This is a genomic window from Pseudomonas sp. GW704-F2 (assembly GCF_059423025.1).
The window spans coordinates 132,048-145,151 of record NZ_JBWKXO010000004.1 but is presented as its reverse complement, the minus strand read 5'-3'; the positions used below and the strand labels follow the sequence as shown (position 1 = coordinate 145,151).

Here is a 13,104-nt window from a genome sequence, read left to right as displayed (position 1 = left end):
CACGGTTAAATGTGGGAAGGAACAAGCCCTCTCCCACATTCGACCGCATTCCAAGGTGTGTACGCGGTTAAATGTGGGAGGGGCGGTGCGACGATTCGACTTGCCCCCGATAGCGGTTTAACGGTTAAAACGCTCTACCAGCGAATACTGGGTATTGGCGGTAACAGTAAGCTCTTCACTCAACTGCGCCGAGTTCAATGCCTGTTCCGAGGTCTGGTCCGCCAACAGCGCGATGGTGCTGATATTGCGGCTGATCTCTTCGGCCACCGAACTTTGCTCTTCCGTGGCGGCGGCGATCTGTGTGGTCATGTCGGTGATGTTGGCCACCGCTTCGCTGATGCCCACCAGTGCCTGGTCCGCTTCCATCACCCGCGCCACGCCTTCTTCGGCCTGGCGATGCCCGGCGTCCATGGTTTGTACGGCAGCGGCGGCGGTCTGCTGCAGCTTGGCGATCAGGGTGTGGATCTGCCCGGTCGATTCAGCGGTACGCTGCGCCAATTGGCGGACTTCATCGGCAACCACCGCAAAACCACGGCCCATCTCACCGGCACGCGCTGCTTCGATCGCGGCGTTCAAGGCCAGCAGGTTGGTCTGGTCGGCGATGCCTTTGATCACGTCGACCACGCCGCCGATTTCATCGCTGTCCTTGGCCAGTTGGGTGACCGTCACGCCGGTCTCGCCAACCGCGGCCGACAGCCGCTGAATCGCCTCGCGGGTTTCCCCGGCGATATCGCGGCCGCGCCCGGTCAGGCGATTGGCTTCCTGGGTGGCATCGGCCGTGCGCTGCACATGGCTGGCGACTTCCTGGGTGGTTGCCGCCATCTGGTTGACCGCGGTAGCCACTTGTTCGGTTTCCACACGCTGGCGTTCCAGGCCGCTGGAGCTATTGTGCGCCAGGGTGTTGGACTGCGCCGCCTGCTCGTTGAGGTGTTCGGCGGTGTCCTGCAAGCGCGTGAGACAGGTCTTCAGACGTGCCTCTTGGCTGAGGATCGACATTTCCAGTCGCGCCTGGGCGCCACGGCTGTCGGTATACATCTGCGCGATCAACGGGTCGGAGGTGGTCTGTTCGGCCAGGCGCAGCAAACGCTTGAGACCGCGCTGTTGCCAGCTCAGGCCCAGCAGGCCCAGCGGCACCGACAACCCTGCCGCGAGGGCAAAGCCCCATTGAGAATTGAGCGATGCGCCAATCATGAAGCTCAACTGGCTGACCAGAATAAATGGCAGCCAGTCCTGCAGCACCGGCAGCCACTTGTCCCGCCGGGGAATGGCGGGCTTGCCCTGATTGATGCGGTGGTAGAGCGCTTCGGCCCGGCGGACCTGCTCGGCGGTGGGCTTGACGCGCACCGATTCATAGCCGACCACCTGGTTGCCATCGAACACTGGCGTCACATAGGCGTTGACCCAGTAGTGATCGCCGGTTTTGCAGCGGTTCTTGACGATGCCCATCCATGGCAAGCCTTGCTTGAGCGTGGACCACATGTGTGCGAACACAGCCGCCGGAACGTCCGGGTGGCGTACCAGGTTATGCGGGGCACGCACCAGTTCGTCGCGGGAGAAACCACTGATTTCGACGAAAGCGTCGTTGCAATAAGTGATTACACCCTTGGCATCTGTGGTGGAGATCAACCGTTGCTGAGCGGGGAAGGTACGTTCGCGCTGGGTAACGGGTTGGTTATTACGCATGGTTATTCAATCCGCAAGGCTTTCAAGGGGTATCGGCGATGGCGATCATTTATTTAACTTATTTTCGTAATAATCAGCCGGCGAGCATTGGATAGGAAAACAGTCCGAAATGCAGCAAATTCAGGCCGAAATGCGTGGCAATTGCCGCACCCAGGCCGCCAAAACGATAAGCAAGGCCATAACCGGCCCCGGCGATGCTGGCCAGCAGCACCCACTGCCAGCCCGCGCTCAGGTGCGCCAGGCCGAACAGCAGCGAGGCCAGCAGCAATGCGAGGTTTTCGCCGTAGGGCAAGTGTTTGAGGCGCTGGCTCAGGCCGCCCTGAATGTAGCCGCGAAACAGCGCTTCTTCCACCAGCGTCACCAGCAACAGATTATTCAGCACCCACAGCCACGCCTGCTCCGGCCACTTCGGCGCCCAACTGATGATCCCCAGCAACGCCGCGCCGCCCAGGGCTGCGATGGCCGTCAGCGCCAGCGCCAGGGCGGTGACGCAGATCGACAGGCGCAATGAACGCCGCGCCACAATCCACGGGCAGGCCAGCAACAGCCAGAAACCGATCAGTGGTTTGTCCTGGTTGAGGTACATCGAGAAGGGCACGGCATCGGCGCTGAAACGCTGGGGGGCGATACCGCGCCCATTGTAGAACCCCGGCAGCCAGTGCATCGCCAGGCCCAAGGCCAAGACGATGAACAACCCATGGCCGACGTAGCGCGCCCACGGGGTACGTTGTTGGCGTACCGCATACCCGGCGATCAACAACAGCGCCACGGAGATGGCCGCGAGCACACCCAGTTGGCCGTAGACCAACGCCAGTGCATAGCCGATGGACAGGAGGACGAGATACACCCAGGGCAATGCGCTCATGTGACATCCTTGGAAAAAACTGCTCGGTAGTATAGCGAGTGGGTTCCGGCGCCAAAATGAAAATGCCGTCACGCGAAAAGGGCGCTGTCGGAGCGATTGCAAAATATGTCGGCGGTTGGTTATAGTCGCCGCGTCTTCACCTCCTCAAAAGATCAGCCCATGCCTGCATTCCTGTGCATAGCGGTAGTCGATTCAGCGTCCAGCGCTGTGGTCGTGCCGTGCGGGAACCTGCAGCCTGCGCAGATCAGCCACTACCCCCCACCTGTCAGTAGCACGCCGGTGTACGCAGTCGTATCACCGCCGGGTGTTGGCATTTCGGGCTGATCAGCTGATTGCTGTTCCCCTATGCCCGCCTGAAAAAAACCTACTGAGTTTCAGCCTTGCTTGGCTGAATCGGCTTTTTTTGCCTGATTACAGGTGGTAACCATGTCTGTTATGTCGAAACAATCCGTGGCCGCGGCGGCCTCGACGAGCCTGTTCGTATTGCTGTGGAGCAGCGGGGCGATTTTCTCCAAGTTGGGCCTGGCCCATGCGTCACCCTTCGCCTTTTTGCTGATCCGTTTTGCCATCGCCCTGGCGGGGCTGGTGATGCTAGTACCGATCCTCAAGCTGAAACTGCCACAACCCGGCAAGCCGCTGTGGTATGCGGCGGCGACGGGGCTGGTGTTGTTGGGGGCGTACCAGATTTTCTATCTGCTGGCCCTGGACCTCAACGTCACGCCGGGGATGATGGCGACCATCATGGGCGTGCAACCGATCCTGACCGTGGTGCTGATGGAGCGCCAGCGTTCCTGGCGCCGGATGTTCGGCCTGGGCCTGGGGTTGGCCGGCTTGATCATGGTGGTGTACCAGGGCATCGGGCTGTCGCGGATGTCCCTGGCCGGGATGTTGTTCGGTTTGCTGGCCCTGGCAAGCATGACCTTCGGCTCGATCATGCAGAAGCGCATCACCGACAACCCGTTGGGCACGCTGCCCGTGCAATACCTGGCCGGGTTGGTGTTGTGCTCGGTGTTCGTGCCGTTCCAGCCGTTCCACTTCGAGCACACCGCCAGTTTTTACCTGCCGGTGCTGTGGATGGGCCTGGTGGTGTCGCTGCTGGCGACGCTGTTGCTGTACCGCCTGATCGCCCGCGGCAACCTGGTCAATGTCACCAGCCTGTTCTACCTGGTGCCGGCGGTGACGGCGGTGATGGATTACCTGATCTTCGGCAACCGGCTCGCGTGGTTGAGCTTACTGGGGATGGGGTTGATCATCATTGGCCTGGTTTTTGTGTTCCGTAAACGCTAACCAGCGGACACGCTGTAGGGGCAGGCATGCTCCTACAGCGCTTTGGCCAATTTCCCTGGCCGCAACACCAACCACAATGCCCCCGCGATCAATATCCCGCCATACAGATGCGCCATCGACAGCGGCTCATCCAGCAGCAACGCACCCCACAGCACCCCGAACGGCGGGATCAGGAAGGTGGTGGTCATCGATCGCACCGGGCCAATGGCTGTCAGCAGGCGAAAGTACAGGACGTAGGCAAACGCCGTACACATCAGCCCCAACCCAAGCAACGACAACCACACGTGCCAGCCGCCCCAGCTTGCCGGCGGATGAACGATGGCGCTGTAGGCAAACAGCGGCAGCAGGAACAAGGTCGCGCCGAGCATGCTGCCCAGGGCCGCGAGCCGACTGTCGAGCCCGCCGCGCTGATCCAGCCAGCGGCGCGCGAGAAACCCGGCAAAACCGTAGCAAGTGGTGGCCAACAGGCAGGCCAACGCGCCCATCAACAATTCCAGGTCAAACGCCACCGGCCCGGCGCGGGTCAGCACGCCCACGCCAAACAGGCCCAGGCACACCCCGGCGACTTTCGATGGCGTCAGGCGTTCGCTGAAAAACAATCCGCCAATCAGCACGCCCATTAACGGCGTGGTGGCATTGAAGATCGCCGAGTAACCCGCCGGCAACACCTGGGCCGCCACGGAGTACAGGGTCGCGGGTATGCCGGAGTTGATCACGCCCAGCAGCAGGATGGTCTTGAACTTGCCTTGGAAGTCCCAGTTCACGCGCATCACCGCGAGCATCACCAGCAACCCGGCGGCGGCAATCGACACGCGGAAGAACGCGGTCGGCAGCGTGCCGATTTCCGGGGCGATAATACGCATGAACAGGAAACTCGCGCCCCAGATCGCGGCCAGCCCCAGCAGGTATAGGGTGTCGACAGGTCTCACGGAAAACTCCTACATCAATAAGGCGGCGAGTGTTGCCCAGCGACTGGCTCGACACAATCACTGATTACAGGACAACCCGCGTCATCGGCTGTGTTGGCCGATTTATGCATTGGCCGCAGTGAGTGTTTCCAATAACGCCCATAAATCTGCGAAATGAACGAAAGTCCACAAACTAGCATGCTAAATGACTGCTTCTCCTGGCTCCCTTGACTGGCTAAGCTCTGGGCTTCCAGATACCCGTCCGAGGTTTCCCGCATGTCGCAGCGCACACCCGCCCTCGCTATCGCCCAGATGATCCTCGATGGCTTCGACGATTACCGCGAGCACTTCCGCCAGATCACCGATGGTGCCCGTGAACGTTTCGAAAAGGCCCAGTGGCAGCAGGGCCAGGCGGCTTCGGCGGCGCGTATCAACCTGTATGAGGAGAAAGTCAGCGAAGTGACGAGCCGCCTGCGGGCGAGCTTCGATGACGCCACCCTGATGGACATCGAGGCCTGGCCGTTGGTGAAAAGCGCCTACATCGGCCTGATCGACCTGCGCTTTGACGATGAGCTGTCCGAGACCTGGTACAACTCGATCTTCTGTGGCCTGTTCAGCCATGACCTGATCAGTGACGGCTGCATGTTCGTCCACACCACGCGGCCGAGCCTGCGCCGGGCGAGGGCGGCGCAAACCCGGGTCTACACCCCAGTCGGCAAAATTTCCGACATGCTGGCGCAGATTTTCGCTGATTACAGCTTCAGCGAGCCCTACGCGGACCTGCCGGCCGACCTGCGCCGCCTCGAAGTGCAACTGCGCGAGAACCTGCCGGACTGGGTGTGCAAGGACCCTGAGCTGAAGGTCGAGCTGTTTTCCTCGGTGCTCTACCGCAACAAGGGTGCCTACCTTGTCGGACGCATCTACACCCGTGACGAGCAGTGGCCCCTCGTAATCCCGCTGCTGCACCGCGAAGGGCAGGGCATCCAGATCGACGCGCTGATCACCGACGAAGCCGATGTGTCGATCATTTTCTCCTTCACCCGCTCCTACTTCATGGTCGACGTGCCGGTGCCGGCGGAGTTCATCGGCTTCCTCAAGCGCATCCTGCCGGGCAAGCACATTGCCGAGCTGTACACCTCGATCGGCTTCTACAAGCACGGCAAGTCGGAATTCTATCGCGCCCTGATCAACCACCTGGCCACCACCGACGATCAGTTCATCATGGCTCCCGGTATCCGCGGCATGGTCATGAGCGTGTTTACGTTGCCGGGCTTCAACACGGTGTTCAAGATCATCAAGGACCGCTTCTCGCCGTCGAAAAACGTCAGCCGCGCCACCGTGATCGAGAAGTACCGCCTGGTCAAAAGCGTCGACCGCGTCGGGCGCATGGCCGATACCCAGGAGTTCGCTGATTTTCGCTTTCCGTTGAGCAAGTTCGAGCCCGAGTGCCTGGCCGAATTGCTCGACGTGGCCGCCAGCACCGTTGCCGTCGAAGGCGACACCGTGCTGATCCGCCACTGCTGGACCGAACGGCGCATGACCCCGCTCAACCTCTACCTCGACAACGCCAGCCCCGCCCAGGAGCGCGAAGCCTTGGAAGACTATGGCCTGGCGATCAAGCAACTGGCGGCGGCGAACATTTTCCCCGGCGACATGCTGCTGAAGAACTTCGGCGTCACCCGCCACGGCCGTGTGGTGTTCTACGACTACGACGAGATCTGCTACCTCACCGAAGCCAACTTCCGCCACATCCCCGCGCCCCGCACGCCGGAGGATGAAATGGCCTCGGAGCCCTGGTACTCCATCGGCCCGCTGGATGTGTTCCCCGAAGAGTTCCCGCCGTTCCTGTTCGCCGACGCCGGCCAGCGCAAGCTGTTCGATCAACTGCACGGCGAGTTGTACGATGCTGACTACTGGAAGGGCCTGCAGGACGCGATTCGCGCCGGAAAGGTCATTGATGTGTTTCCATACCGGCGCAAGGAGCGCGAGAACGAATGAGGGGCGCGCATGCCGGCGGTTTTCTGCGACAATCCGCCCCCTGCATAAATAGACGACCAAAACGCACCTGATGACTGACCAAGCGCCCGCTATCGACCAACTGCTGAAAAACCTCGATCACGCCATGCTCGCCGACCGCCACCGTTTGCGGCGGCAGTTGCTCGAGCTGCGCAAGAAGCCCGATGAGGAGAAGCTGGCGCAGTGGGTGACGCGCATGCAGGCGTCCTGCGCCCAGGTCACGGCGCGGCGCGCCAGCCTGCCGCTGATCCGCTACGACGACAGCCTGCCGATCGCCGCCAAGCGCGACGAAATCAAGGCGGCGTTGCTCAAGCATCAGGTGCTGATCATCGCCGGCGAGACCGGTTCGGGTAAGACCACCCAGTTGCCGAAAATCTGCCTGGAGATCGGTCGCGGCCAATACGGCCTGATCGGCCACACCCAGCCACGTCGGATCGCAGCGCGCAGCGTCGCCAGCCGGGTTGCCGAAGAGTTGGCCACGCCGCTCGGCGCACTGGTCGGTTATCAGGTGCGCTTCGAAGACCAGAGTGATTCCAACACCCTGATCAAGTTGATGACCGACGGCATCCTGCTGGCGGAAACCCAGAACGACCGCTACCTCGAACGCTACGACACGATCATCGTCGACGAAGCCCACGAACGCAGCCTGAACATCGACTTCCTGCTCGGCTACCTGAAAACCCTGTTGCCGCGTCGCCCGGACCTGAAAGTCATCATCACCTCGGCGACCATCGACCTGGAGCGTTTCTCCAAGCATTTCGACGATGCGCCGATTGTCGAAGTGTCGGGCCGCACCTTCCCGGTGGACACTTGGTATCGCCCGCTGACCCTGGAACAGGACGAGGAGGGCAACCGCGTCGAGGACGACTTGACCGTCGACCAGGCAATCCTCGCCACCCTCGATGAAATCGCCGCCTACGAGCGCAGCGAGCGGCGCAGCCCTGGCGACGTGCTGGTGTTCCTGCCGGGCGAGCGCGAGATTCGCGATGCCGCCGACATGCTGCGCAAGGCCCAGCTCAAGCACACCGAGATTTTGCCGCTGTATGCGCGCCTGTCACCGGCCGAACAGCAGCGCATTTTCCAGTCCCACCCCGGCCGGCGCGTGGTGCTGGCGACCAACGTCGCCGAAACCTCGCTGACCGTGCCGGGCATTCGTTATGTGATCGACAGCGGCACCGCGCGCATCAGCCGCTACAGCTACCGCGCCAAGGTGCAGCGTCTGCCCATCGAGGCGATCTCCCAGGCCAGCGCCAACCAGCGTAAAGGCCGCTGCGGCCGGGTCGAGCCGGGGATTTGCATCCGCCTGTACAGCGAAGAAGACTTTATCGGCCGCCCGGAATTTACCGACCCGGAGATCCTGCGCACCAACCTGGCGGCTGTGATCCTGCAGATGCTGCACCTGCGCCTGGGCGAAATCAGCGACTTCCCGTTTATCGAACCGCCGGACGGCAAGGCCATCAGCGATGGTTTCAACCTGCTGCAAGAACTGTCGGCGGTCGACCGCAACAGCCAACTGACCCCGCTGGGTCGCCAGTTGGCGCGCCTGCCGGTGGACCCGCGCATGGGCCGCATGCTGCTCGAAGCCGCCAAGCTGGGCAGCCTGCAGGAAGTGCTGATCGTGGCCAGCGCCATGTCGATCCAGGACCCGCGCGAGCGCCCGCCGGAACGCCAACAGGCCGCCGACCAGGCCCACGCACAATGGAAGGACGCCGATTCGGACTTCGCCGGGTTGGTCAATCTGTGGCGTGGCTTTGAAGAGCAGCGCCAGGAACTGACTGCCAGCCCGCTGCGCAACTGGTGTCGCAAGAACTTCCTCAACTACCTGCGCCTGCGCGAGTGGCGCGATTCCCATCGCCAGTTGAGCCTGATCTGCCGCGACATGCAGCTGAGCCTCAACAAGGAACCGGCCGACTTCGCGAAACTGCACAAAGCCGTACTGTCGGGCCTGCTCAGTCAGATCGGGCAGAAAACCGAAGACGGCGATTACCTCGGTGCGCGTCAGCGGCGCTTCTGGATTCACCCGTCGTCGGGCATCGGCAAGAAACGTCCGCAGTGGCTGATGACCGCCGAGCTGGTCGAAACCACCAAGCTGTACGCACGCATGGTGGCGAAGATCGATGCCGACTGGATCGAACCGCTGGCTGGGCACCTGATCAAGAAAAACCACTTCGAACCGCATTGGGAGAAGAAGCGTGGCCAAGTGGTGGCGTTCGAGCAGATCACCCTGTTCGGGCTGATCGTGGTCGGGCGCCGGCCGGTGCATTACGGGCCGGTCGACCCAGTGGTGTCGCGCGAGCTGTTTATCCGCGAAGGCCTGGTGCGCGGCGAAATCCAGTCCCGGGCCAAGTGCCTGACCGCCAATCAGCAGTTGCTGGAGCAGCTCGACGAGCTGGAAGCCAAGGCGCGTCGGCGCGACATCCTGGCCGACGAAGAGACGCTGTACGCGTTCTACGATGCGCGCTTGCCGGCGGAGATCCACCAGACCGCGACGTTCGACAGCTGGTACAAGGTCAACAGCCAGAAAGACCCGCAATTGTTGATCATGCGCGAGGAAGACGTGCTGGCCCGCGACGCCAGCGAAGTCACCGCCGCGCATTACCCGGACACCCTGCACCTGGGCGACCTGGCGCTGGCCTTGAGTTACCACTTCGAACCCAACCACCCGCGTGACGGCGTGACCTTGCGCGTGCCGGCGCCGCTGTTGCCGGCGTTGCCCGCCGAACGCCTGGAATGGCTGGTGCCGGGGGTGATCGAAGCCAAGTGCATCGCCCTGGTGCGCAACCTGCCCAAGGCCCTGCGCAAGAATTTCGTGCCGGTGCCGGACTTCGTCAGGGCCGCCCTGCAACGTATCGAATTCGCCCAGGGCTCGCTGCCCCAGGCGCTGGGGCGCGAACTGCTGCGCATGACCGGCGCGCGCGTCAGCGATGAAGCCTGGGCCGAGGCCGCGCAGCAGGTGGAAAGCCACCTGAAGATGAACCTGGAAGTGGTCGACGGCCAGGGCAAGTTTCTCGGCGAAGGCCGCGACCTGGCCGAACTGACCGCGCGCTTTGCCGAGGCCAGCCAGGCCGCGTTGGCCGTGCCGCAAACGGCAAAAAGCCAACAGCCGGTGGAAGCCAAGGTGTTCGCGGCGGTGGCCGAGAAGACCCAGCAAAAGATCGCCGGGCTGTCGATGACGGTGTACCCGGCGCTGGTGGAAGAAAACGGCACGGTCAAGGAAGGACGTTTCTCCACCGCCGCCGAGGCCGAGTTCCAGCACCGTCGCGCCTTGCAGCGCCTGCTGATGCAGCAATTGGCCGAACCGGCAAAATTCCTGCGCGGCAAATTGCCCGGCCTGACCGAGCTGGGCCTGATGTACCGCGAACTGGGGCGCATCGAGGCGCTGGTGGAAGATATTTTGCTGGCCAGCCTCGACAGCTGCGTGCTGGAAGGCGAAGCCAGCCTGCCGCGTGACGGCGCCGGGCTGGCGGCGCTGGCCGAGCGCAAGCGTGGCGGTTGGACCGAACACGCCGAGCGCCTGGCGCGCTTGACCCTGGACGTGTTGAAACTCTGGCACGGCCTGCAAAAGCGCTTCAAAGGCAAGATCGACCTGGCCCAGGCGGTGGCCTTGAACGATATCAAGCTGCAACTGAGCAATCTGGTTTATCCCGGCTTTGTGCGCGAAACTCCGGCGCAGTGGTTCAAGGAGTTGCCGCGTTTCCTCAAGGCGATCGAGCTGCGTCTGGAAAAACTGCCCAGCCAGGTGCAAAAAGATCGGGTGTGGAGCGGCGAGCTGGCAGGCCTGTGGGCGCAGTACCAGAACCGTTTGAACAAGCATGCCCAGGAAGGCAAGCACGACCCCCAGCTAGCGCTCTATCGCTGGTGGTTGGAGGAATATCGGGTGTCGTTGTTTGCCCAGCAGTTGGGCACCCGGGTGCCGATTTCCGACAAGCGCCTGAGCAAGCAATGGAGCCTGGTCGAAGCGTGATCACACCAATGGGCAATGGCGCTTATCCGGGATATGGCGCCAAATCCCCAGGGTTGTGGCAAACTTCGCGGTTATAAATGCCGGGAGCGTCGTGATGGGCTGGTGTGCAGCCGCGGCGCGATGGAATAAAGCGTTGCCAGTTTGATGCCCGCTGGACGGAATCAAACGACTTACAGTTTGGTACGACGGTACCAATATCTTCTGCCTGACAGATTTAGAGGAACGACCGTGCATAACGTCGTCATCAGCGGCACTGGCCTGTACACCCCGGCCAACAGCATCTCCAACGAAGAGCTGGTGCAGTCTTTCAATACCTACGTGCAGCAGTTCAACACGGAGAACGCCGCCGCCATCGAACGCGGTGACGTGCAGGCGCTGACCGAGTCCAGCGCAGCCTTCATCGAGAAGGCGTCGGGCATCAAGAGCCGTTTTGTGATGGACAAGGACGGCATCCTGGACCCGCAGCGCATGACCCCGCGCCTGCCCGAGCGCAGCAACGACGAATGGTCGGTGCTCTGCCAGATGGCCATCGGCGCCGCCGAACAGGCCCTGCAGCGCGCCGGCAAGACCGCCGCCGACATCGACGGGGTGATCGTCGCCTGCTCCAACCTGCAACGCGCCTACCCGGCCATCGCCATCGAAGTCCAGGAAGCCCTGGGCATCGCCGGTTTCGGCTTCGACATGAACGTGGCGTGTTCCTCGGCGACCTTCGGCATCCAGAACGCCGCCAACAGCATCAAGCTGGGCCAGGCCCGGGCGATCCTGATGGTCAACCCGGAAGTCTGCACCGGCCACTTGAACTTCCGCGACCGCGACAGCCACTTCATTTTCGGTGACGCGGCCACTGCGGTGATCCTCGAGCGCGCTGACCTGGCGACCTCCGAGCACCAGTTCGACGTGGTCAGCACCAAGCTGCTGACCAAGTTCTCGAATACCATCCGCAACAACTTCGGCTTCCTCAACCGCGCGGCGGAAGAGGGCATCGGCGCGCCCGACAAGCTGTTCGTGCAGGAAGGCCGTAAAGTCTTCCGGGATGTCTGCCCGATGGTCGCTGAGTTGATCGGCACGCACCTGGCGGAAAACCAGTTGAACGTGAACGACGTGAAGCGCTTCTGGCTGCACCAGGCCAACCTGAGCATGAACCACCTGATCGTGAAGAAGCTGCTGGGGCGTGAAGCCACGGTGGAAGAAGCACCAGTGATTCTCGACACTTACGCCAACACCAGCTCGGCGGGTTCGGTGATCGCGTTCCACACTTACCAGGACGACCTGCCCAAAGGCGCCGTGGCGGTACTCAGCTCGTTTGGCGCCGGCTATTCGATCGGCAGCGTGATCCTGCGCAAACGCTGATCCTGCGGCTCGCCGCGGTCAAATGTGGGCGCTGGCAAGCCAGCCCCCACACAGATCGCGTTCTCACTTGGAAACCGAGGTCTCGAATGGCAGTAGCGGACGACGCGCACCTGCTTGAACGCTTGCTCAAGGGCGAGCAGCGGGCCTACAAGGAATTGGTCAGCCAATACCAAAGCGCCATGCGCGCGGTGGCCTACGCGATTGCCGGTCAGCGTCATGCCGACGAAGTGGTACAGGACGCCTGGCTGTCGGTGGTACGCAACCTGCCCAAGTTCGAAGGGCGCTCCAGCCTCAAGACCTGGCTGCTGACCATCACCGCCAATGCCGCCAAGAGCCGCTACAAACAGAATCGTCGCGAAGTGTTACTCGATGATTTGCCCTCGCCCCACGGCACGATCGGCGATGAGCGTTTCAGCGCGGATGACGGTCACTGGGCGGTCGCCCCTTTTGCCTGGCACCAGGACACCCCGGAAGCCCTGCTCACGGAGGACGAACTGCGCAAATGCCTGGAACATACGTTGCTGAGTTTGTCGGAATTGCAAAGCAGCGTACTGGTGCTGCGTGAACGCCAGGGCCTGGAGTTGGAGGAGATTTGTAATCTTCTGACGCTTTCGCTCTCCAATGTGCGGGTGCTGTTGCATCGCGCACGGCTTAAAGTCTTCGCCACGGTGGAGCATTTTGAGGAAACCGGCGAATGTTGACGTGTAAAGAGCAAGTGGCGCGTTCCAGTGACTTTCTCGATGGTCAGTTGACCTTTCGCGAGCGGCTGCTGGTGCGTCATCACTTGATGTTCTGCCCTAATTGCCGGCGTTTTATCCGTCAGATGCGCTTGCTGCAGGCGACATTGCGGATCATGCCGCAGGCGCCGGTACAGGATGTGGATGCCTTGGCTGAACGGCTGGCCGCCGAGCGGCGCAAGGATCAGTAACGGCGGGGGGAAGGCAGACTCGCATGGGGGAATCGGACGGATGATGGGGACCGATTCACCCACGCCAGGCTGTTACAGCCACCCCGGGCCATCCTGGCCCAAG

At 62.2% G+C, this 13,104-nt stretch carries 9 protein-coding genes; 6 read left to right on the top strand and 3 right to left on the bottom strand.

Translation table 11 applies throughout. The features are described 5' to 3' along the window. Positions 1–117: 117 nt before the first annotated feature. Complete coding sequence (locus tag AC07W0_RS05265) at positions 118–1,683, bottom strand: methyl-accepting chemotaxis protein (protein WP_017845265.1); 1,566 nt, start codon at positions 1,681–1,683, stop codon at positions 118–120. Between the two features lie 73 nt (positions 1,684–1,756). Then, positions 1,757–2,548, bottom strand: coding sequence for a CPBP family intramembrane glutamic endopeptidase (locus AC07W0_RS05260; RefSeq protein ID WP_102617639.1), 792 nt, complete (start codon positions 2,546–2,548; stop codon positions 1,757–1,759). 426 nt (positions 2,549–2,974) lie between these two features. Between AC07W0_RS05260 and AC07W0_RS05255 the strand changes: the two genes are divergently transcribed. Beyond that, positions 2,975–3,835 carry a DMT family transporter gene (locus AC07W0_RS05255; RefSeq protein WP_046382460.1) on the top strand — a complete coding sequence of 287 codons (861 nt, stop codon included), beginning with the start codon at positions 2,975–2,977 and terminating at the stop codon, positions 3,833–3,835. A gap of 32 nt (positions 3,836–3,867) precedes the next feature. On the opposite strand, the gene AC07W0_RS05250 is transcribed toward AC07W0_RS05255, so the two are convergent. Further along, entirely contained in the window at positions 3,868–4,764 is an 897-nt protein-coding gene (locus AC07W0_RS05250) for a DMT family transporter (protein WP_017845268.1), read from the bottom strand. A 255-nt stretch (positions 4,765–5,019) separates the two neighbouring features. Between AC07W0_RS05250 and aceK the strand changes: the two genes are divergently transcribed. The 5 genes from aceK (at position 5,020) to AC07W0_RS05225 (ending at position 13,001) form a co-directional block, all read left to right on the top strand. Beyond that, positions 5,020–6,741: a bifunctional isocitrate dehydrogenase kinase/phosphatase gene (aceK, locus tag AC07W0_RS05245; RefSeq protein WP_046489433.1), complete on the top strand. Its 1,722-nt coding sequence runs from the start codon at positions 5,020–5,022 to the stop codon at positions 6,739–6,741. Between the two features lie 70 nt (positions 6,742–6,811). After that, positions 6,812–10,723: an ATP-dependent RNA helicase HrpA gene (gene hrpA, locus AC07W0_RS05240; protein WP_102617640.1), complete on the top strand. Its 3,912-nt coding sequence runs from the start codon at positions 6,812–6,814 to the stop codon at positions 10,721–10,723. 228 nt (positions 10,724–10,951) lie between these two features. Beyond that, on the top strand, positions 10,952–12,073 hold the full coding sequence (locus tag AC07W0_RS05235) for a beta-ketoacyl-ACP synthase III (RefSeq protein WP_017845271.1): 1,122 nt from the start codon (positions 10,952–10,954) through the stop codon (positions 12,071–12,073). An 86-nt stretch (positions 12,074–12,159) separates the two neighbouring features. Continuing rightward, positions 12,160–12,774: an RNA polymerase sigma factor gene (locus AC07W0_RS05230; protein WP_017845272.1), complete on the top strand. Its 615-nt coding sequence runs from the start codon at positions 12,160–12,162 to the stop codon at positions 12,772–12,774. After that, positions 12,768–13,001: an anti-sigma factor family protein gene (locus AC07W0_RS05225; RefSeq protein ID WP_017845273.1), complete on the top strand. Its 234-nt coding sequence runs from the start codon at positions 12,768–12,770 to the stop codon at positions 12,999–13,001. The genes AC07W0_RS05230 and AC07W0_RS05225 overlap by 7 nt, the downstream gene beginning before the upstream one ends. Positions 13,002–13,104 lie beyond the last annotated feature (103 nt).

Excerpts from the sequence above, each read along its gene's own strand:
- AC07W0_RS05265 (WP_017845265.1), bottom strand. The coding sequence starts at position 1,683 with ATGCGTAATAACCAACCCGTTACCCAGCGCGAACGTACCTTCCCCGCT.
- AC07W0_RS05260 (WP_102617639.1), bottom strand. The coding sequence starts at position 2,548 with ATGAGCGCATTGCCCTGGGTGTATCTCGTCCTCCTGTCCATCGGCTAT.
- AC07W0_RS05255 (WP_046382460.1), top strand. The coding sequence starts at position 2,975 with ATGTCTGTTATGTCGAAACAATCCGTGGCCGCGGCGGCCTCGACGAGC.
- aceK (WP_046489433.1), top strand. The coding sequence starts at position 5,020 with ATGTCGCAGCGCACACCCGCCCTCGCTATCGCCCAGATGATCCTCGAT.
- hrpA (WP_102617640.1), top strand. The coding sequence starts at position 6,812 with ATGACTGACCAAGCGCCCGCTATCGACCAACTGCTGAAAAACCTCGAT.
- AC07W0_RS05230 (WP_017845272.1), top strand. The coding sequence starts at position 12,160 with ATGGCAGTAGCGGACGACGCGCACCTGCTTGAACGCTTGCTCAAGGGC.
- AC07W0_RS05225 (WP_017845273.1), top strand. The coding sequence starts at position 12,768 with ATGTTGACGTGTAAAGAGCAAGTGGCGCGTTCCAGTGACTTTCTCGAT.